Annotated in this window: 14 protein-coding genes; 11 read left to right on the top strand and 3 right to left on the bottom strand. The window is 36.1% G+C overall.

Annotation, left to right across the window (positions count from 1 at the left end; translation table 11 throughout):
- Nucleotides 1-33 precede the first annotated feature (33 nt).
- The 3 genes from GH808_RS03005 (at nucleotide 34) to GH808_RS15675 (ending at nucleotide 5,947) form a co-directional block, all read left to right on the top strand.
- Nucleotides 34-2,109: an ATP-dependent nuclease gene (locus GH808_RS03005; protein WP_050741978.1), complete on the top strand. Its 2,076-nt coding sequence runs from the start codon at nucleotides 34-36 to the stop codon at nucleotides 2,107-2,109.
- Nucleotides 2,094-4,034: a UvrD-helicase domain-containing protein gene (locus tag GH808_RS03000; RefSeq protein ID WP_162800382.1), complete on the top strand. Its 1,941-nt coding sequence runs from the start codon at nucleotides 2,094-2,096 to the stop codon at nucleotides 4,032-4,034. Before GH808_RS03005 ends, GH808_RS03000 begins: the two co-directional genes overlap by 16 nt.
- Before the next feature lie 92 nt (nucleotides 4,035-4,126).
- Nucleotides 4,127-5,947 (top strand): YecA family protein, encoded by a 1,821-nt coding sequence (locus GH808_RS15675; RefSeq protein ID WP_050740633.1) that lies wholly within the window; start codon nucleotides 4,127-4,129, stop codon nucleotides 5,945-5,947.
- A 706-nt stretch (nucleotides 5,948-6,653) separates the two neighbouring features.
- On the opposite strand, the gene GH808_RS02990 is transcribed toward GH808_RS15675, so the two are convergent.
- The gene (locus GH808_RS02990; protein ID WP_311135746.1) at nucleotides 6,654-7,268 is read right to left on the bottom strand and encodes a site-specific integrase; all 615 of its coding nucleotides are present in this window, start codon (nucleotides 7,266-7,268) and stop codon (nucleotides 6,654-6,656) included.
- Nucleotides 7,269-9,715: 2,447 nt separating this feature from the next.
- Nucleotides 9,716-9,961 (bottom strand): hypothetical protein, encoded by a 246-nt coding sequence (locus GH808_RS02985; RefSeq protein ID WP_186841329.1) that lies wholly within the window; start codon nucleotides 9,959-9,961, stop codon nucleotides 9,716-9,718.
- A 493-nt stretch (nucleotides 9,962-10,454) separates the two neighbouring features.
- Here GH808_RS02985 and GH808_RS02980 point away from each other — a divergent pair, with 493 nt between their 5' ends.
- Nucleotides 10,455-11,009 carry a hypothetical protein gene (locus GH808_RS02980; RefSeq protein ID WP_186841328.1) on the top strand — a complete coding sequence of 185 codons (555 nt, stop codon included), beginning with the start codon at nucleotides 10,455-10,457 and terminating at the stop codon, nucleotides 11,007-11,009.
- 371 nt (nucleotides 11,010-11,380) lie between these two features.
- Nucleotides 11,381-11,638 (top strand): integrase core domain-containing protein, encoded by a 258-nt coding sequence (locus tag GH808_RS15750; RefSeq protein ID WP_186841327.1) that lies wholly within the window; start codon nucleotides 11,381-11,383, stop codon nucleotides 11,636-11,638.
- 138 nt (nucleotides 11,639-11,776) lie between these two features.
- Here GH808_RS15750 and GH808_RS02970 read toward each other — a convergent pair whose 3' ends face one another.
- Nucleotides 11,777-13,228, bottom strand: a complete 1,452-nt coding sequence (locus tag GH808_RS02970) for a PucR family transcriptional regulator (protein WP_186841326.1) — start codon at nucleotides 13,226-13,228, stop codon at nucleotides 11,777-11,779.
- A 308-nt stretch (nucleotides 13,229-13,536) separates the two neighbouring features.
- Here GH808_RS02970 and GH808_RS02965 point away from each other — a divergent pair, with 308 nt between their 5' ends.
- From GH808_RS02965 to GH808_RS15305, 6 genes are all read left to right on the top strand, one after another.
- Nucleotides 13,537-14,739 carry an IS110 family RNA-guided transposase gene (locus tag GH808_RS02965; protein ID WP_186841452.1) on the top strand — a complete coding sequence of 401 codons (1,203 nt, stop codon included), beginning with the start codon at nucleotides 13,537-13,539 and terminating at the stop codon, nucleotides 14,737-14,739.
- Nucleotides 14,740-15,122: 383 nt separating this feature from the next.
- Complete coding sequence (locus GH808_RS02960) at nucleotides 15,123-16,100, top strand: uroporphyrinogen decarboxylase family protein (protein WP_186841325.1); 978 nt, start codon at nucleotides 15,123-15,125, stop codon at nucleotides 16,098-16,100.
- A 75-nt stretch (nucleotides 16,101-16,175) separates the two neighbouring features.
- Complete coding sequence (locus GH808_RS02955) at nucleotides 16,176-16,973, top strand: methyltetrahydrofolate cobalamin methyltransferase (protein WP_186841324.1); 798 nt, start codon at nucleotides 16,176-16,178, stop codon at nucleotides 16,971-16,973.
- 110 nt (nucleotides 16,974-17,083) lie between these two features.
- Complete coding sequence (locus GH808_RS02950) at nucleotides 17,084-17,713, top strand: corrinoid protein (protein WP_186841323.1); 630 nt, start codon at nucleotides 17,084-17,086, stop codon at nucleotides 17,711-17,713.
- Nucleotides 17,714-17,892: 179 nt separating this feature from the next.
- Nucleotides 17,893-20,274, top strand: coding sequence for a methyl-accepting chemotaxis protein (locus tag GH808_RS02945; RefSeq protein WP_186841322.1), 2,382 nt, complete (start codon nucleotides 17,893-17,895; stop codon nucleotides 20,272-20,274).
- A 435-nt stretch (nucleotides 20,275-20,709) separates the two neighbouring features.
- Nucleotides 20,710-21,231 carry a DUF6431 domain-containing protein gene (locus GH808_RS15305; protein ID WP_243166085.1) on the top strand — a complete coding sequence of 174 codons (522 nt, stop codon included), beginning with the start codon at nucleotides 20,710-20,712 and terminating at the stop codon, nucleotides 21,229-21,231.
- The last annotated feature ends 60 nt before the right edge of the window (nucleotides 21,232-21,291 follow it).

The following is a 21,291-nucleotide window of genomic DNA, read 5'->3' as shown; positions in this document are numbered from 1 at the left end:
TTATTCTCGATTTTGTTCAAGGAGGGATAGTAATTGAAAATTAAAACCATTCATATATCCAATTATCGAAAATTTGATAATGTTAAATTAAATATGGAAGATAATATCACTGTTATCGCTGGTGCGAATAACAGTGGGAAAACTTCACTTGTCGAACTTTTTAATTCTATATTCAATAACACTAGAAGTAAATTATGTTGTGATGATTTTTCAATTATTGAATGTCAAAAATGGAGTAATAGCATATATCCTATTGTCTATTCTGCTTTTACAACGGGGAAACCAAAAGAAGATGTAATAACAGATATCTGCAAAGAAGTCTTGTCTGTTACGAAATCAGAAGAGGTAGCGTTGATGCCCCCAATCGAAGTGAAAATTCAGGTGGATTATAATGGAAATGAAGATGATATTCGGCATTTTGCTGATTATATCATGGAATTTGAGCCAAACAATACGAGTTTTTATTTTATCTATCGTTATGCATTGAATGTTGAACTCTTCAGAAAAACCTTAGATAATGAATACGAGAAGTTTTTAACACGGTTTATTAAACTAACGCGCGATGAAAATAAGGAGATTGATGCTATTCGCATTATTAAAGAAATGCTCGTTCTGCTATATGCCAACTCATGTGAGGAAACAGCAAATTTTTCCGATAAGGCATATAAGAACATAGTGGCTATGGACATGTCGTCGTTCAAAAGCCTATTTAATTATCATAATATTATGGCTGGGCGAAATTTAGATGACGAAAGTTCTGATAGAACAAAAATTTTGAGCAAAAACATGATTGATATTGCCAGTCAGGAAGATGACTGGAAGGATTTGATTAAAAACCTTCCAGATCAGATTATTCAACCTATTCAAGACGCAAAGATTCAGGAAAAAGTACGGATCGCTTCACTTGATACTCTGAGTGAAACAATGGAGGCAATTTCTATAACTAATGGTGGTCATGCGGGAAACATAGTCATTGATATGAATGTGACTGAGGAAGCAGTCCACTCTTTACTAAAAAGCATTACATGTGCTAAGTATCAAGCGGATGATCATTATTTAAGCGAATCTTCACAAGGTCTAGGATATAGTAATCTTATCTATATTCATCTTCAATTAGAGAAATTCAGGAAAACAATTGATCCGCTAATTGTGAACTTCTTTGTAATTGAAGAACCAGAAGCACATATGCATCCTCAGATGCAGAATGTCTTTTCACAATATCTAATTAACTATTATAATCGTGAAAAAGGTATTCAGGGCGTATTAACTACGCACTCGCATGAGGTTGTTCGAACTGCTTCAATTTCTCAACTCCGAGTGTTACGACAAGTTAGCCCTTTCAAATGCAACACATATGATTTGCGTGAGTTCCAAAACTCAATTGCGTCAAATAAGGAATTGTTGGATTTTTATGATTGGTTTTATACCATCAATTTTCCCGACATTATCTTTGCGGATAAAATTATTATGTATGAAGGGGATACTGAGAGGATGTTAATAAAGTACATATTGCGCTCAAAAGAATTCGAACTGTTGAGAAGTCAATATGTTTCTTTTGTTCAAGTCGGAGGAGCATATGCATATAATTACAAGCCTATTATTGAATTTTTGGGTATTAAATCGGTCCTAATAACTGATTTGGATTATGATAAAGATTCGTCTAATATCGCAGACGTTTTGATTTCTGGAACTACGAATACAACAATTAATAAGTTTTCAGAGATCATTCTAGATAATCCAGCGCCAACGGTACAAGTGTTGTATGACTGGAAGGAAAAGTCTCCTCTTATTGTAGTGGGGTGTATTTGTCTTGCCTTTCAAGGAAAAAGAGACTACTATTCTCGAACACTTGAAGAAGCAATGCTTGCGCGACATTATGGTGTTACAGCTTTAGATGTCAAACTCAAAAAAGAATGGATAGAGAAACGAAATAAAGACAAATTGAAGTTTGTTATTCCTCGAGAGGGAGATGAATGTAGTATTCGTACGATCGTTTTACACACATCAAATAGAAAGACAGATTTTATGTATTCAGTCATTCTCAATAATCTGGTAGATTCTATGCTGCCTGCGTATATAAAGGAGGCATTATTGTGGCTGACAGCTTGAAAAACTGTTTTCTTGTTAATGCCCCTGCTGGGAGTGGGAAAACGACACAAATAAAAGCAATGGTAAAGAAGTGTATCCTCGAGAATCCGAGAGATAATATTTTATGTATAACATATACAAACCGAGCTGCCGATGAGCTGTCCAGAGATGTAGATGCGAAGAATGTTTTTATTGGAACGATTCATTCATTTCTCAATAGCTTCATGAAAAGCTACTTCTCACATCGTGATATTTTGGATTTGTATTATGAAGTATATGAGGACAAGATCAAACAACGCATAGATAATTCAGGTCAAGATGATCACATTATGGCAAGTAACAATAAGTATAAAGACAAATATAGTGAACTTGACTTTGAAACCGTTAAGAAGAATATAGAGAAGATTTCATATAATAAATCTCCATTTAATACGTTATATTATGGAGGGCTATCACACGATGACTTAATAAGCTTTTCAAAAAATATTTTTGATCATTACCCTATTATTAGTAAAAGAATATCATCTAAATATCAATTTATTTTCATAGATGAATACCAGGATACCATGTCTGATGTTCTGAAAATATTTTATAATAGTGTTGCTGGTTCAAACGTTCAATTGTATTTGTTTGGCGACCGAATGCAGCAGATTTATAAAAATTACGATGGATCATTTGAAGAACAATTCGAATGTTTTGACACAACACAAGCCTTATTAACAAACTATCGCTCTGTTACAGATGTTGTGCTATTATTAAACAACATCTATAATGATTCGCCTTTTAACCAAGACAATTCACCTGAAATGAAACTACTAAGCGCTGATTTTCAACCCCGAATAGTCATAACTGATAATATTTCAACATCGATAGACGATATAAAAAAATCTGATTCAAATACTTTAGTTTTATATCTATTTAATAAAGAGCGCTTTTCTGATATAGGCGCACTTAACCTTTATCAAGCATTTGATTGCATGGAGAAATATTCATTTGGTAAAACCTATTCGGCAGTAAATGTGTTGACTACGCACTATGATGACAACCCAGACCCTTTGATGAAGTTATTGTATTGTTTAGTAGAAATGGTAGACAACTATCAAACGCAGAAATATGGTTTGATAGTTCAAACCTTCAAGTCCTATAAGTCGATATTTTGCGAAGATGGATGGTATATTAAGACACATAGTGACAAACAAAGGCTATTTAATATCTTGAAAGAAATCTTTGATGTTTTTCAGGATGAATCAAAAACTATATCTGAATTACTTACTGTACTTGAAAGAAATTCAATTGTTGATAGTGTATATATGGAGGGCGTTCAGTCTGATGATGAAAACAAAGAAGCTTTTAACGTACCAGTTATTGAGCTGATACGGGTTGTTAAATATTTGAGAAACCCAAAGGTATCAACCCAACACGGTGTAAAAGGAGAAAGTCATGATAGTGTTTTATTTGTCGCAGACGACAGTTACAAAAATCCGATAGTACATATGTACCGATTTTTCGAAATGTGGGGACAATTAAGTATTTCATTAAAAGAGTTTCATCAATTCTATTATGACTATATTAATGAATTGTCTGATTTGCAAAACACTATTGGTATGAAAATAAGCGAATTGAAGAAAGATTCTTTTGTTAAACATGAAAAAGTAATTTGCGAAAAGATATCTTCAATATTGGATCAGTTTAGGTGTAATCCTTATTTTGAGTTCATTTGTAAGGAAAGATACCGTCAGTTTCTAGTAAAGCCAGGAGTAACTAAAGCCAAAGATTGTTTAAAAGAAAGCTCAGTATTCGGTGTTCTTAGCGCTTACAAATTATTTTATGTTGGCTGTTCCAGAGCGAGAAAGAATTTGACTATACTTATGGATCAATCAAAAATAAAAGGTGATTTTGAACCGCAGAAAAATAAATTCACTGAGATAGGGTTTAAGATAGAATGAACCAATTATGGCTTCAAGTCATTTCACGGGTTTTGAGAGGCTTTATGAAAAATGATATTAATAAACACTGTGCTTTATAGGAGTGTCATATAATGGAAGAAAAAATTAACGCGTTAAAAGAGAAATTGCAATATAAAAGCACACGTGAATTGTTGGGGATGATTGGTATCCATTTTATAACATTTGCGAATGGTAAGAAGGGTTTTGCAGAACAATCTGATATATTTAATAAGACGAAATTAATCTCGCCTCAAAAGCAATATACATATCTTGCGGGCTTGCTTATGAGTACAGAGGATAAAAGTGAGGTACACACTACAAAGGATAAGGATAAGGATAAGGATAGTAGGATATACGATGAATTAGAAGATGATGTTCAAGAGATTACTTTAGAATATACAAAAAACTTTCTTGGCATAAATACTAAATTGGATAGTGTTGATATAAAAAGGAACTTAATATCAATGCAGGCGTTTACATCTTATTTTGATACAGGAATACTGAGATATCCGGAACAGACAATAGATCTAATTCGAATATTGTATAGTGGATTTGATTCAGAATTGGAAGATTTAACAGGATTAGTAACAGAAGACTATATAGCATTCTATCAATTAGTTTGGGATACATTTGAGACTGCGATGAGTTCATCTAAATGCGCAGTAGAGAATATAAAAAACTTTTTATATTCTCTAAATCCGCATGCAGTTGATGTGGAAAAAGAATATGAACGTTTAATGAAATTTGCTCAAGGATCTGCAGGTGACAATCTTCAAAATGCAATGGATGGGTTAAGTACAATTAAGGAATCATTAGTCCTGGAAGCTTTTGGAATTGAAAAAGGGAAAAGCCTGTTAGAGATTTTTGGACTGCACAGACAATCACGAGATTTTTCTTATTACAATGGAAAAAATCCTTTTGCAGAACATCCACTATGCTGGATTGATGAAGGAGAAAACTTATTTATTGTCCATCCGCAATTTCTATTAAACGCAATTTATAATTATATTACTGAGATATTAGAAAAACCTCAAAATAAATTTGCAGATAAATACAAAAAAGCAAAAGCGGAAACGGTGGAAATTCAATTTCTTAAGTTTTTTAAGGATTTATTTGGTGATAAAGCAAAATACCACGCGAGTGTGTGCGAGGAAAGAGGAACTAAAGAACATGATATATTAATTGAATTTAATAACTATATTTTAATAGCAGAAGTAAAAGCCTCAAAAGTTAGAGAGCCATTCTTTAACCCAGAAAAAGCTTGCAAACGAATCCAAGATCACTTCAATTCGGATACTGGAATTGGAGGTGCTTATAAACAAGCAATAATCCTTAAAAAGTTTATTGAAAATAAAAAAGATGTTGTTTTGTACGAAAACAAAACTAACAGATTCGCAATCGAAAACGCAGATGAAAAAAGGATATTGCCAATAGTTCTAACATTGAATCAATTTGGTAGTCACGCAGTGAACACGACTCTATTATTGGAAAAAAACGAAGAACAACCATATCCGTGGGTATGCAATTGGCATGATTTTGAAAATATTATTGAGATACTCCGGTATTTGAATAAATCAGCACAGGATTTTATAGATTATCTTATTTGGCGAATCGAGAACCATCCCAGTGTGCTGTCTTCAGATGAATTGGATATAATAGAAGGGTATTTTTTAGATTCGCAATTAAAGGACAGCATAAAAAAAAGTGCGATATTTTTTCCGCCAAATGGTCCAAGTATTATCGATAAGATTTATTTTGAAAAGCAAGGTATACCATATGGGGCATACGAGCATCAGGTAATAAAGCCTAATACTATTCGAAAGAAGAAAAAAATTGGTAGAAATGATCCATGTCCTTGTGATAGTGGAAAGAAGTTTAAGCGATGCTGTATTGGGAAAGTCATTTATGATTAGCAAAGCAAGGGAGAAAGATATGTTGTTTCCAGCAACGAATGAGAGAATGAAAATAGTGGTAGATTTAGTCGGGCTAAAAGTTAAAGTGAAAGTGACTACGAAACTAAAATTGGAGTGACATCATAAAAGTGCAGTCCCAAATCGTAAGGAAATGTGGAAGATCAACACTTTTTCGGACAAAAGAATAAGCAAATTTAATAGAAAGGTTATAATAAATAAACTAGACACAGAGTTAAGAGAAAATAGTGGATTGAATAGTGAAAAGTTAGTTTCGATATTACATTTCTTTATGTCTATAATCCCCAATATTAATTGTCACCTTGAACTGGTACTGATCGCCTCCACCAAATAAAGTGGCAATGAAGATAAAGTGATGCTTAATTTATTTGTATATTTCTTTTGGCAACAAGTGTCTTACATAAAGGATGACGGCCCCCTATGTGTTAGCAATTGAAAAAAAGAGTAAAACGTGTCGTAATAATGTCGTATATCATATATGGATGTATGTAATATGCCATTTACCTACTGTTTCGTAATCAGTAGGTCGGGGGTTCGATTCCCCCCGCTAGCTCCAGTAAGAATCGCATGAGAGAGCCGAATAGGTTCTCTTTTTTTAGTTAAGCAATAGTTGCCGAAGCTGAAAATTAATTATTTGGCGTCCGCTTGGCGTCCGTTTAAAAAAAAGCGATTCTACGGTTTGTGTACGCTATTCGGTTTTGGGGGGAGAAATAAGAATATCTTCCAGCGAATCGCTTGCCTTGGCATCAGCAGATTTTATAAAATGAGTGTAGATGTCCATTGTAGTAGACATATTTCCATGGCCAAGTCGATTAGAGATTGATTTAACATCCAGCCCACTTGCGATTAGAATTGATGCATTGGAGTGGCGTAAGGCATGTGAGCGAACTTTTTTTAAATTATGTTTTTCTGATAACTGTCCCATATACCAGCCAATCGTATCAAGGTTCATCGGTAATCCATTAATCTGAGTAAAGACATATCCAGTTTCATACCATTTATCCCCCATATTAGCTTTCAATTCCAGTTGAATTAACTGATATTCTTTGAATAACTCAAAAATGAACGCAGGTAATTTAACACTTCTGATTGAGTCTTGATTCTTTGGAGGACCAGGGAAAGCAGGCGAACCTGAAATTTTTTTTAATGCTTGTTTTACTGTAATAGTATTTGACACATAATCTATATCAGTCCACTTCAATCCTCCAATTTCACCACGTCGTAAGCCGCTGAAAATAAGTACATTTATAGCTAATTTGTATTTTAGAGGTCCCTCTTCGAGAGTAGCTAGAAATTCAAGAATGAAAAAAATGATGGGTGCGTGTCATGTCAAGTCAATGCTTTATGTGATTTGAATAGTTAAAACGAGTGATTTTTGAGTGATAGAATTAAGTTAAAATGCATAACTGTTAGAAATGATAAATCTATTCAGTTGTGTATTTTTTATGGGCAAAATTTAATTGATCGGGTTTCAAGGGTTATTAAATCTAATCCAGATACGTTGATATTTTCAATTTTTCATTCTTGTTGCAGTAAAACAAATTAAGAAGCAACAGTCGTCAGGCATTCGATTGATTAAAAAACAGCTAAATAATTGTTCGATTTAAAAGAAAAATATCTGAAAAAATTAAAATTCAAATGGAATATTGTAGCTTTTTAATTTTAAAAATCCCGAACAACATCTTAAAAATATGCGTTTGTCAGTTCCAGATTTTGTTTATCTGCGATTATTTTCTTTCGTGAAAAGAGAAAAAGACACCAACTCCAATTAGATTTTTGCGGTAAAAATCTGTTTCATAAAGCAATAATTCTATAGTAAGAAAGTCAGTTAATAAAGATATTTGCCAGGATTTGAAGCAAAAAAGGGGTTGTGAAATTATAAAAAACAAAAAAAGACATTGAAAAATTTAATAAAAATTATTAAAGGAACAATAGCATGTTCTTTTTAATTTGATTATCCGGCATAAAATCTCTTGATTCAAAATAGTATATTCAGTTAATTAAAAAAATATTTGGTCTACACAAACATAGAAAAATGAAGAGATCCGTCTTAATAAAATAATTTTTGAAAATTATTTGAAGGGGAAAAATCAAGCCAAAATCTTTAAAAGAATTAAAAAGCAGTGTTAATATTGAATGAGAAGTATGCAAAAATTTGAGTGAACGCTGATAAAAAAATAAATATTTGTGGTGGGTATTTTGATGATGCTGTCATTGTTGATCATTGAATTACTTAATCAAGACCCGTATCAAATAAAAAAATATTGCAATTAACAGAGTCTAAATCATCGTGGTAATAAATAATTCGATTGTGATTTAGTTATAAATGCGTACGGTTTAGCTTGTTATGGCTAAGAGCGTTTTTTCAAAACCGTAGTACAATGCAACGAAAATCTATATAAATAACATTTGAATAAAAACAAATTAAATATGATTTATATGACGGAATTCAACAATCATAAGCAGAAAAGAGAATAAAGTGAAAGTAGAAAAAAATCGAAGGCGTGTGGAAAAAACGTGGGTTTGGCATGTAGAAAAAACAGGGCTTAGGCATGTGGAAAAAAGTGGGGTTAGATGTGTGGAAAACACACTAATTTAAAAAATCGGTTTTCCACACGCGTTATAAGACCAAATTTGGCATAAGAACACAAAAAAACGATGAAGAAAATGGCGATTTAGGAAGAGGTGGATTGGGTTGGTTCCTAAATTGTAGAATTATCTGTTTAGTGGCGAGGGGTCAGAGATGGTCGTATGAAAGTTTTTTTGTGTTGGAACACTGCTATAAAGTAGCTGAAGAACTGTTTATATTATTGACAGAAAAATTTGGTCCGCGCATATTATGCAGCATGGTTTACTAAGCAGATTTTGATTTTATCGAAGAACCTGAAGGTGAGATAGAAAAAATAACGGAGATTTTGTTCCAATCTACAATATTCAATTTGAGGAGTGTATAGATAATCGTCAGCAATCAACTTATCGGGAGGTTGTCGATTTTATTGAAGAATTAGTTGATATATAAATAGGAGTTAAAATTAGATGCGTTTTAATTAATTCAACAACGTAATGAGTTCCCATCCATAGTATGAATGGCTGGTATCAACCTTTGACTTATCGTATGGCTCTTTATCAAAATGAACAACAAGTACGCATAGCGTTTAAAGTGTTTATTATTGGTTCGAATCAAGGATGTATTCATCATCTAAGAATATAGGATAGATAATTTTGTAGGTTTTGAATGAACTTAAATTCACAATTCCACTGCAAACCTATATTATCCAGAAACAGACGTCGACTGTTGAGCTAAGGCTTGACCTCCTGTCAAAAAGAACGATATCCATGATTAACTGAGAAAGAGCACAAAGCCTGTCTTTCACAGTTTTTTTTGATGGAATGATAAATTTATACTTTATTGGCAATGCAGTACACTGCTCTGGCTTCGGTGATGCCGTCAAATTAACTCAATACGGAAATGAGTTGTTCAGTATTCCAGAAACAATCCTTCAAATGGGTACAGGGGACAGGGAATGTGATAATCAGGCAGGCAGGCAAGGCCACTGGTGGTGGAACGGCCAATGATTGCCCACAGGGATGATCGGATTTCGATGTGAATTTCATCATGACTGCTGTGGTGTTTAAGGTTGATGATTTGGCAGTTCTAGACTTGTGATATCTGATATATGAAAAGTTCATTTTATTATCGGGTCTTTCAATGACAACTTGGATTAAATGATCAGTTTCAGCATATAATCATCAATCAGGTGTTTTGCCTACTGGGTACCGAAAATCAGGCACTGGGTACAAACTTTGTTGATCAGTCGAGTCAGACCACCATTGTTTCTTGAAGATTTCTTTGATGATGGCCGCTGTAAAGATTTCACCGGTTTGTCCGGCATAATGCAGATGGCAGGCAGATGGAGGCACATACTTGGGAACAATCAATATCAATACACTGTCGGATGGTGGCATAGGATTACAACTGGAGTCGATGCTTTCCATACCATCGCCTACAACAACGTCGGTATCACCGGTTTTTATAATCTGGGTAGCCATTAAGATTGTTTTAAGTAAGTCAATCACAGAATTTATTGATGGTGAGGACGGGGACGCTATGTGGAAATAGGGATAACTATCACGACATCGATATCAAAATCAATTCAAGAAGATAAAGAAATGCCGATGATTAAAGTGCGACTAGCTGTGAAGTATTAGTACCTGCTGGATTTATATGAGGTGGCATAATAAATATTTTAAGCGTATAAAGTTAGACGATGCTGGAGCATGTATATTTCTCAGTTTACAAAAGAAATTTGAGAAAATTCTTAAATAAAAATTAATAAATAAAGTGCTTAAAATAAAAATAACTTTTTGGCGAATTGATCTGGTAGCATTATATTAACAACAGTATCGTTTTTATTTATTGTTAAAAAAGTAAATAAGAATAATTTTTACGTATGTTGAATCTAAAAATCAAAAAAAGAAGGAATAAAGAATGAATAAAAAAATGAATTATTTAGATTTCAACTATGATGCAGTGGCATGTTATGATGCAGAATATAAAAGTCTAGCATTAAGTACTGCTCAAATAGACGAAGGAATTAGAGAATTAGCTGATGCGATTAATCAGTGTAAATGTCTAGTGACGATCAATTCATGTCAAGGATTTTTAATTGAAAACGAAAAATCGAAGCACTGTCCAATTGCGTATGTTGATTTTTTTGTTTTGGAGCACTGTTATACAGTGGTCGAGGCACTTTTTATGTTATTAGTTGAAGAATTTCGGTCTTGTATTATTTGTAAAATGGAATATCAAGCAGATTTTGATATTATTGATGATCCGGGAGGAGAAATTGCAGAGGACAACGGATATGTGATTCCCAGATATCATATCGAATTTGAAGAATTAAAAGATAATCTTCACGAATTAATGTATCAAGAGGTCGTCGAATTAATTAAAGCATATGTAATAAGTGTCAATAAATGGTATGAATTAGAGTATCCTGATTTTTTTGAAGAGAATGAAGAGGACCACATGGCTAGTTTATGAGTGATCAATATCAAGGTGCCACAAATCAGTATATTCCAGAGTTAGATTTAGTCTTGCTTTTTATTGACGTCGCTGAAAAAGCCTTTGCGGCCAATGATTTTTGCCGAGATGCTTTCGGAATTTCACACTACTTTGGGCTATCTTTTCAACGCACAGTGGGATCAATATATTGCCATTCGTGAGAACATCGTATCGAAACCCGAATATCCGAAGAGTCACTGACCACCGCTTCAAGTGGTGGTTTCAGAGCGAAGACAAACCCGACTACAGCTTTGTTTGCTTGTAATCGGGTTTGTCTTCGTTCTGAAGGGAGTAATCCCTTTTCTTTAATCGATTACGTTTCAAAAGAATAACAGAAAGCAACGGCAAAAATGCAGCGTAGTTATTCTAAAAAGGCATTTACTAGGGATAATGCCTGCATTGAATCCTTTCATGCAATCATTAAACGCGGCTGGCTCAATCGTTTTAAAATCCTTGATTATAACCATGCTTACCGGCTGATCTTTGAGTATATGGAAACCTTTTATAATACAACCCGTATCCATAGTTATTATGATTATATGTCGCCGGATAACTTTGAAAAACTCCTTACTAAAACGCAAAATGAAGATTTACGAATAGCAGGTTAAAATGGGGGTATCAAAATTCTCATTTTAATTTGTACTAAATCTTGACATAGGACCACTTTTTGTGGGCCAGTGAACGGTACTCACTATTTTTATTTGTTCATTCTTTGACATTATTTACCCAGCTGATCTGCAAACTATTCAGGAATAGTAATCGAGATAGCATGAAATCAACAGATGAAATCGGGTTTCCGCATCATCAAGGGAGATACCAGTGATTTCCTCGATCCTGGAAATACGGTAGGCAAGGGTATTTTTATGAATAAATAACTGTTTAGCGGTCTCTGTATAATTTCTTTCATTAAATAAAAATAGCCAAAGTGTTTTTGATAGGTTTGAATTGTGGAGAGTATCATAGTTGTTCAACTTTCGAATGCCCGGATGTCGTAAATCGGCATGACTGGTAGAGCGTAAGAGATTGATACTATATTCGACGGCACAATCGTTACAGGATTGAATGTCACCGGGAATATTTGTACCGTAGGTGATGGCAATTTCCGCTTGGCTGTAAGCATCTTTTAATTGATTGATATCCTGAAAGACAAAGCTTGAACCACATCGACTGGCAGCTTGCTTCAATAGGAACTGCAACTGTCTGATTAGAACATCATGGTTAATCAGCGTCAAATTTGAGATAAGAATAATACTTTCATCGTGATGAAGGAGAATGCACCCGGTTAGGGCAGCTTCCAGCTTTCGCAGCAAAGCCAGGCTCAGATCTCTGTTTTGATTGCAGTCGATGATTTTAGAGATAAGTTTGTCATCATCAGGTTGCCAATTAATAGCCATCATTTTATGATTGATGGAATCAGGCATTTCGGTATCATCGAAAAGAATATCCACAAACATTTTCTGATAGGAGAAAATTTCATTAACTTCCTGATCGTAACGGGCGTAATCTCCTTCGATGATATCGCCAAGGATATCTAAAAACTGGATTCTTCCAGGTGTGATTAAATGTTTTATTTCGACCAAGATCAACCAACCGATGTGTTCATGGTCAAGAAAAAGATTACGGCTGATGGTCCGCTTTGGTAGGGTGGGATAATCCACCACATAAGCACGACTGGCAGCATTTTTGATGCGATCATCATTGTTGAGCACTAAAATTCTATCCATGGGTATCATGTTTTCTGCTAATATTTTTTCGACTAATTCGATTTCTCTGTTTTGGGGAGTTTCGCAACAATGCCCTTTGAGTAAATAACCGGAATCGGTAACAAAAGTAAAATCATCTAAAATATGGCTGCTTTGATCAAGCAGAACCTGGACGGTGCACCCATCATGAATGGCACGCCTGATATGATCATGCCAATTCCAATAAAATTCAAAGGCATCTGAAATTTCGTTAAAGATCGCTTCAACATCACTCGTTTCCAGCAGAATCAGATCGTCACCACTGAAACAGCTTACCTGACTAGATGAAGCGGCCGCCATATTTTTTGAATGACCAACGAAAACACAGGATTCGTACCGGTGTTGTTCATCAGTAAGAAAACGAACCCGTTCCAGCACACAGGCTCCCTCTTTTATATGAATCTCCGGATTGTATTTCGTTAACCAGTCTGCCAATATCCACATACTAAGTTTCATCAATAATTCGATCCTTTCTACTACAATATATTTATGGTCATAGTACCTAACAACCAGTTAGGACCTTATCCATCTTGTTGCTTAAGCTGTTAGAATGTAAGAGCAATAGGTATATCGTCTGCCTTTCTTGGACTTCGCGTCCGTAAAAAAGACTGATAACCGGCTCCTCATTCGCAGCGTTCGTTTTATGCAGGTTGAACTGCTGTCCCACAGTACGTTCGTGTCACACCACAGTAGATTGAATAGGCAATGAGTCAAACTGGTATTTATCCATTGCAATAATTTTAAGGAGTGACAAATTTATGAACATGAACGCAGTAGGTATTGATGTTTCTAAGGGCAAAAGCATGATCGCTATTATCCGCCCGTATGGTGAGATTGTTTCTTTGCCTTTTGAGATTCGCCACACTTCCAATGAAATCAGTTCTCTCATCGCTCAGATCCAATCCATTGACGGCGAATCCCGCATCGTTATGGAGCACACGGGTCGTTATTATGAACCTCTGGCACGTGAGCTTTCTCAGGCAAATCTTTTTGTGAGTGCCATAAATCCTAAGCTTATTAAAGATTTCGGTGACACTTCTCTACGCAAAGTTAAATCTGATAAAGCAGATGCCATAAAAATAGCGCGTTATGCTCTTGACAGTTGGAATGATTTGAAACAGTATAGTCTTATGGATGAAATACGTAATCAGTTAAAAACAATGAACCGTCAGTTTGGTTTTTACATGAAGCACAAAACGGCTATGAAAAATAACTTTATCGCGATACTTGATCAAACCTATCCGGGTGTTAATACTTACTTCAACAGCCCTGCTCGTGATGATGGCAGCCAGAAATGGGTTGATTTCGCTACTGCATACTGGCATGTAGACTGTGTTCTTAAAATGTCTCTTCATGCTTTCACCGTCCATTATCAGAAATGGTGTAAGCGAAATAAGTACAACTTCAGTCAATTAAAAGCTGAAGAAATCTATGGAGCAGCAAAGGAACTTGTTCCTGTACTTCCTAAAGATCATTTGACCAAACTCATTGTCAAACAAGCGGTCGATCAATTAAACATTACTTCCAAAACTGTAGAATCACTTCGTACTCTGATGAATGAAACCGCATCCAAACTTCCAGAATACTCAATCGTCATGGGAATGAAAGGTGTTGGATCATCTCTTGGCCCTCAGTTAATTGCTGAAATCGGCGATGTTACACGGTTTACACATAAGGGTGCTCTTACTGCCTTTGCAGGCGTTGATCCAGGTGTTAACCAATCTGGAACCTATGAACAAAAAAGTGTCCATACTTCAAAAAGAGGTTCTTCGTCTTTGCGTAAAACGTTGTTTCAGGTCATGGATGCTCTTATCAAGACCAAGCCACAGGATGATGCTGTTTATCAGTTTCTCGATAAGAAACGTGCCCAAGGCAAGCCTTACTATGTTTACATGACCGCAGGCGCTAATAAGTTTCTGCGTATCTACTATGGACGAGTAAAAGAATACCTGCTATCTCTTTCATAACACTCACCACAAATATTCTTATCTTCAGACCAACGATAGTTGCTGGTCTTTTTGTCGTGCTTCATTATCTTGAATATAACTTTTTACAAAACTTTCAATTTCCTATTGACTTTTTATTTGCAGGCTTTTTTAAAACAGTTTTAAGCGCCGTTAATATTTATCGGGCTTGTATTTGTGTGTTTATCACAAATTGAATCATGAAGATTAAATTGTTTTTCAGTATAAATGAATAAAGCATTTTTGTAATCGTTTTGATATACTCGTATTATAGTTAAAGAGATTGAAAAAAGCAATGAATTACGAAAATAAAGGTATAACTATTATTTTTTCATTCTTTGGTTCAATCATACAAATCCAATATTACGAAAGCGAAGGAGTTTATTATGTTAACACCGAAACAAAATCTTCTTGAAGTATTGAATTGGGGAAACCCGGAATATGTACCGCTGACATTCGAAGCCATGAAAATTGTTGGCTTTCTTTCTAATGGACCAATTGAATCACCAACTGACAAAGATGGGCTTGATCCTTTTGGCGTATTATGGCACGTTACCTCAGAAGGGTGTATTCCTGATTCGAGTAAATTTATATTAGAAGACATCACCGAGTGGAAAGAATATATCAAGTTTCCGGATACTGATGCAATTGATTTAAAACCATTTGCAGAGGCTGAGTTAAAGGATTTTGACTCAGAGCAGCAAATGCTGACTTATTATCATCCCAATGGTTTATTTGAAAGACTCAGTGCTTTCATGGGATTTGAAGAATGTCTGATTTCACTCGTTTCTGAACCGGAAGCCTGCATGGAGTTCTTCGAGGCGCTGGCCGATTATAAAATCGCCTGTATGAAAAAAATCCATAAAGCTTACAAACCTGATATTTATGTCTATCTTGATGACCTTGCCACGGCAAGAGGAACATTTATGTCCCCACAAACCTATCGCGACGTGATCAAACCAGCGCATAAACGAATCGTCGATGCCTGCAAAGAATTGGGGATGATTTTCTTCCAGCACACTTGCGGAAAATGTGAAGATCTGCTAGAAGATTATGTAGATATTGGCATTGGCGTTTGGAGTTCGGCTCAGATCATGAACGATTTGACCGGTATTCAGGAACGTTTTAATGGACGGATGGTGATTGAAGGCGGCTGGGATACAGTTGGAAAATGCAGTCAATTGGGATCATCTGCTGATGAAATTAGAGCGGAAACCCGTCGAGCCATCAATGAATATGGTCCTCGAAAAGGATTCATTCTTCAACCGACATTGTTGAATGAGCGCGGAAATTCACTGTTTGTTGGAGATGATCGATTAGCGGGTTTGTTTGAAGAATGGGCGATGAATTGTCGAATCTACTAAGAGTATTTTGACAGGCAGAAATAGTTGTCTATCAGAACTGTATGGAAAGTGAAATTGAGAGGAAATTAAAACAACATGATTATTATCGGAGAAAAAATTAATGGAGCCATTCCTTCAACTGGAAAAGCCATTGCAGAAAAAGACGTTGAATTTATTCGGAATCTAGCCATCAAACAAACAGAAGCTGGAGCTGACTTTATCGATGTTTGTGCATCCGTTGATGATGACATTGAACTGGCAACCATGAAATGGCTGATTGACATTGTTCAGGAGGCTACGGAAGTCCCTATTGCGGTTGACAGTCCCAATATATATACCTGTTTGGAATCCATGAAGTTTTGCAATAAACCAGGTTTATTTAACTCAGTATCAATGGAAGGCAAAAAAATTGACGAAGCCTTTAAAGTGATTGCAGACACAAAATGGGAATGCGTTGCGCTGTTAAATAGTGACAAGGGGATTCCCAAAACTGCGAAAGACCGCCTGGAAGTTTTTGCAGATTTGATGAATAAATGTAAGGAATATAATATCGATCCGTCCAGAATGCACATTGATCCACTCATTGAAATGTTGTGCACCTCCGAGGATGGCATTAATATGGTCACGGAAGTCATTCGCGAAATTAAAAGAAGCTATCCAACCATCCATGTCACCGGTGCCGTGAGTAACATTTCCTTCAATCTGCCGGCCCGTCGGATTGCCAATCAGGCCTTTGCTGTGTTGGCCATGAATGCTGGAATGGACAGTTTCATCCTGGATCCGCTGAATAAGGATATGATGGGAATGCTTTTCGCAACGGAAGCGATGTCAGGTGAAGATGAATTCTGTATGGAATACATTGGCGCTTTCCGAGAAGGAAAATTTGTGAAATAAATGACCTCTGTTCGCATATATCACACAAATAAATCGAACAAGAGATGGACTGTTGACTACCGTTCTTCGGTCAAAAAAAAGAATTTAGAATAATTTACAAGGAGAAAAAAATGTCAAAAATTATAGAAGTAAAAGAAAAAGTAGAAGCTGGAAAAGCAAAGCTGGTACCGGGACTGGTACAGGAAGCTTTAAATGAAGGATGTTCAGCACCGGATATTCTTCAGGCGATGGTTGAAGCCATGGATGTAGTGGGCAACAAGTTTTCGAGCGGCGAAATATTTGTGCCTGAAATGCTGGTGTCGGCCCGAGCCATGTCAAAGGGTGTCGAAGTTCTAAAACCAATTTTAGCCTCGTCCGGCTCTGTTTCAAATGGTTTATGTATTATGGGAACAGTTGCTGGTGACCTGCACGATATTGGCAAGAATCTGGTAACCATCATGATCGAAAGTGCTGGATTTGATGTCATCGATCTGGGTGTTGATGTACCCATCACTAAATTTATTGAAACCATCAAAGAACATCCTGAGGTAAAAGTTCTGGCATTATCCGCCTTATTAACAACAACGATGCCATCACTTCGAGAAACAGTCAATGGCGTTCGAGAAAGCGGCTTAACTGGCTTTAAAATTCTTGTTGGTGGGGCGCCAATTACCCAGGCATTTGCTGATGAAATCGGTGCTGACGGTTATGCACCGGATGCTGGTAGCGCTGCTGTTAAAGCGAAAGAATTGATTGCATAAGAAAGAAATATAAGCATAAATTTAATAATAAAGACACTCTGATTATTTCAAAAGAGAGATTATTTTAACTACATCTGGCTATTATGATCGATCAACTGAACATTATGACAACACAGTATTTATTAAATGCTGTGTTGTCTTTTCGCGATTAAAGAGCATAATAGTTTTAAAAACAGAAAATGAAATTGACAGGTCATGATAAATACAATAGACGGGATCAGTTTCGAAAATTTTTGATAGGAATGGTTGATAATGTGAAAAAAAATATAAAAATTTTCTCAACGATGATGGTGACAATCTGCTTGCCAATTACTGTAATCTTCAGTATGTTCAGTGTTATCATGTTAACTCTGTCGAATGATAAAGGCAGCTTATTTTATGAAAATATATCCCTTCAGATCATCAGTGCTTTGCTAGGGTTGGCAGGAATCGTTTTCGTTTTTATCTTGACAGCACGTCGAATAAGTAAAAAAATAGAGATCATTGATGATCTGACAAGGGAAATGTTATTAAGAAATACAACGACATTTGCCTCTGACAGTAATATGCCTAAGCTTGATCAAATTATTGAGAATTGTACGAGACTAAAAGATCGTATCGACCTTTATCTTAATCAGGCGAGTTCATTAAGTGAAGGGCAAATTATATGTAATGAAAGTGATGAATTGAACCAGTTTGATCCGGAAAGTCCAATCATATCAATCGGTCTTTCACTTGCGTTGCTGCTCAACGAAATCAAACGAGTATCGGAAAGTATAGAAAAGGGGGATTATTCAGCAAAATGTTCAGAAGAACAACTGAGTCAAGATTTCAAAGAAATAATTATTAATATCAATCGTATTATTGATGCGCTCAAAGAAAAAATAGAATTTTATGAAGCAGTTTTTGATGTAATTCCATTCCCGATTCATGTGATGAATAATGACATGAAATGGTTATATATGAATAAAGGCCTTGAAGAAGCATTACATGAGGCTGGTTTCATCGCTGAGCGAGGGAAATACGTGGGGATGGATTGCTGCAACGCCAATAATCCGGTTTGTAATACTGATGAATGTGGAATACGCCAATCCGTTGAGAAAGGTATCAACGAAAGCACTTTTATGCTGGCGGGACAGTATGTAAAACTTCAAATATCTTATTTATTGGATAAATCTGGAAATCAAATCGGCTATGTCGAAGTATGTACCGATATTACTGACATTGTAAAGGTGAATGAGTACATCAGAGTAGAGGTTGATCGTTTTGAAAGAAACTTGCTACGTTTGGCGGAAGGTAACCTGGATTTTGATTTGAATATTGTTGAATCAGAAAAACATACGGAAAAAATTAATGGTCAATTTTTAAAGATCAAACAAAGCCTGATGCGAGTAAAAGAATCGATGGGCGGTCTTATTAGTGAAGTTTCAATGATAACATCATCGGCAATTGAAGGAAAACTGGAAGCTAGGGCAGATGAGACTAAATTCAATGGCGCATGGCAGGATTTGATTATCGGGATGAATAATATTCTCCGGGAAATCGAAATGCCGATCGTAGAAATTAAAAGAACAATAGATGAAATGTCACATGGGAATCTGAACGTCAGGGTTACCGGTATGTACAAAGGTGAGTTTGAACGCTTGAAAAATACTTTGAATTCGACATCCTGTTATTTGAACACCATCGTCAATGATATTTCAATGCGGCTCAAGCATTTAGCTGACGGAAATCTTGATATTGATCGAGCAGATGAATATCAGGGAGATTTTCTGGCAATATCTCATGCACTTAATACGATTGTTGAGTCCTTGAACAAGGTAATAATGGATATTCGAGATGGTGCAGAACAAGTCACTTCAGATTTGAGTCAGATATCAGACAGCACTCAATCCCAGGCACAAGGGGTCACCGAACAAGCAAGTTCAATCGAGGAGCTCACGGCATCCATTTCAGAAATTGCGGATCAAACCAAACAAACTGCATTAAATGCAAACAATGCTAAAGAGGTGACTAAAGTGGTGATGGATAATGCTGAAAAAGGAAATAGACAGATGATTCAAATGCAGAAATCGATGACCGCAATCAATCAGTCCTCTGCGGGCATCTCTAAAATAATAAAAGTTATTGATGACATCGCTTTTCAAACAAATATTTTAGCCTTAAATGCTGCAGTTGAAGCAGCTCGAGCAGGACAACATGGGAGAGGTTTTGCAGTTGTGGCTGAAGAAGTTCGAACACTGGCTGCCAGAAGCTCTGAAGCAGCTAAACAAACGACTGTTTTAATTGAAGGTTCCATTACAAAAGCACAAGAAGGAACGAAAATTGCTGATGATACTGCGGTAGCTTTAAATGATATTGTTGGTGGTATTGAGAAAGTCACTGTTTTGGTAAGTAATATAGCTAATGCAACTAATGAGCAGGCAACGGCTATTTCACAGTTCAATACGGGTATTGATCAGGTCGCTCAGGTTATTCAGCAGAATTCGGCAACAGCCGAGGAAAGTGCTGCAGCAATCCAGGAGTTATTTGGTCAGGCTGAACGTCTTAAGCAGAGTATTAGTCAGTTTGAATTAAGATAATAAATATTGAATTTATTAAAACAAAGCATGGATAACTAGAAACGGAAAAGATGACTATAGAAATGTATAAAAGTTCAGAAAGCTGGTGTTTATAGAAATGGTAATGGTTCAACTATATGTTACATCGATATCAAAGCTTTCTTTTGATAACTGGTTCAGACTGCCGTCTGAAGAGGTTGTCGTTCGAGGTGAGAATAACTTTAATGTTATTCAGCAAATTATTCGCTTTAAATTTCATCATTATCAGTCAAAATAAAAGAAGGTATCGGATAAAATATTCTGCAGCATAATGCGTCAGATTGTTTGATCCGGTACCTTCTTGTGTTATCATGAAAATATTACTATTGATTGAGTGGCAGAAACAACCCTAACAAAGTCAACTTTCTGCCACTCATGACATCACAGAGAGGTTGTAGCCTCGCTATAACAGTTTATATGATAACGATTTTTACGGATAATTGCAATCCCATTTCGCAAATTTTATATGATCATACGCTTAACGCTCTTCAGTTCCACCAGCTTACATGCAGCTGTGGCTGTTCAGGGGGTCTTTCTGTCCATGGCTACTACCGGCGCAACATCAAGGTTGGAGTTTGCCTGGTGCCACTGCGGATCTGTCGGGTGAAATGTGCCGTCTGCAAAAGAACCCATGCCCTGCTGCTGTCAGCGATTGTCCCTTATTCTCAGATTGGTCTTTCCGAGCAGATCCGAATCCTTTCCTGTTATGAATCTTCCGGTGACTTCGCTGCGATTATGAACGGACATCCCACGATTGATGAAAGCAATATCCGTCATGTGATTCGCCAGTATCGTTGCCACTGGCGCCAGCGGCGGCTTGCCATCGGGCTGACACTTTCGATGACCAGTCACTTCATCAGCCAGTGTTTTTCAGGCTTCAGCCGGCAGTTCATGCAGATTAAACCGACACCGAATGTTTTCTTTCCAAAACCCACATAAGCTGACACGATCCCTCCGACATTTTTTCATATAATGGATGAAAAAACGAAGGAGGATTCC

Source organism: Acetobacterium fimetarium, assembly GCF_014284475.1.
Classification (GTDB): domain Bacteria; phylum Bacillota; class Clostridia; order Eubacteriales; family Eubacteriaceae; genus Acetobacterium; species Acetobacterium fimetarium.
This window is presented reverse-complemented; position numbering and strand designations above follow the sequence as displayed.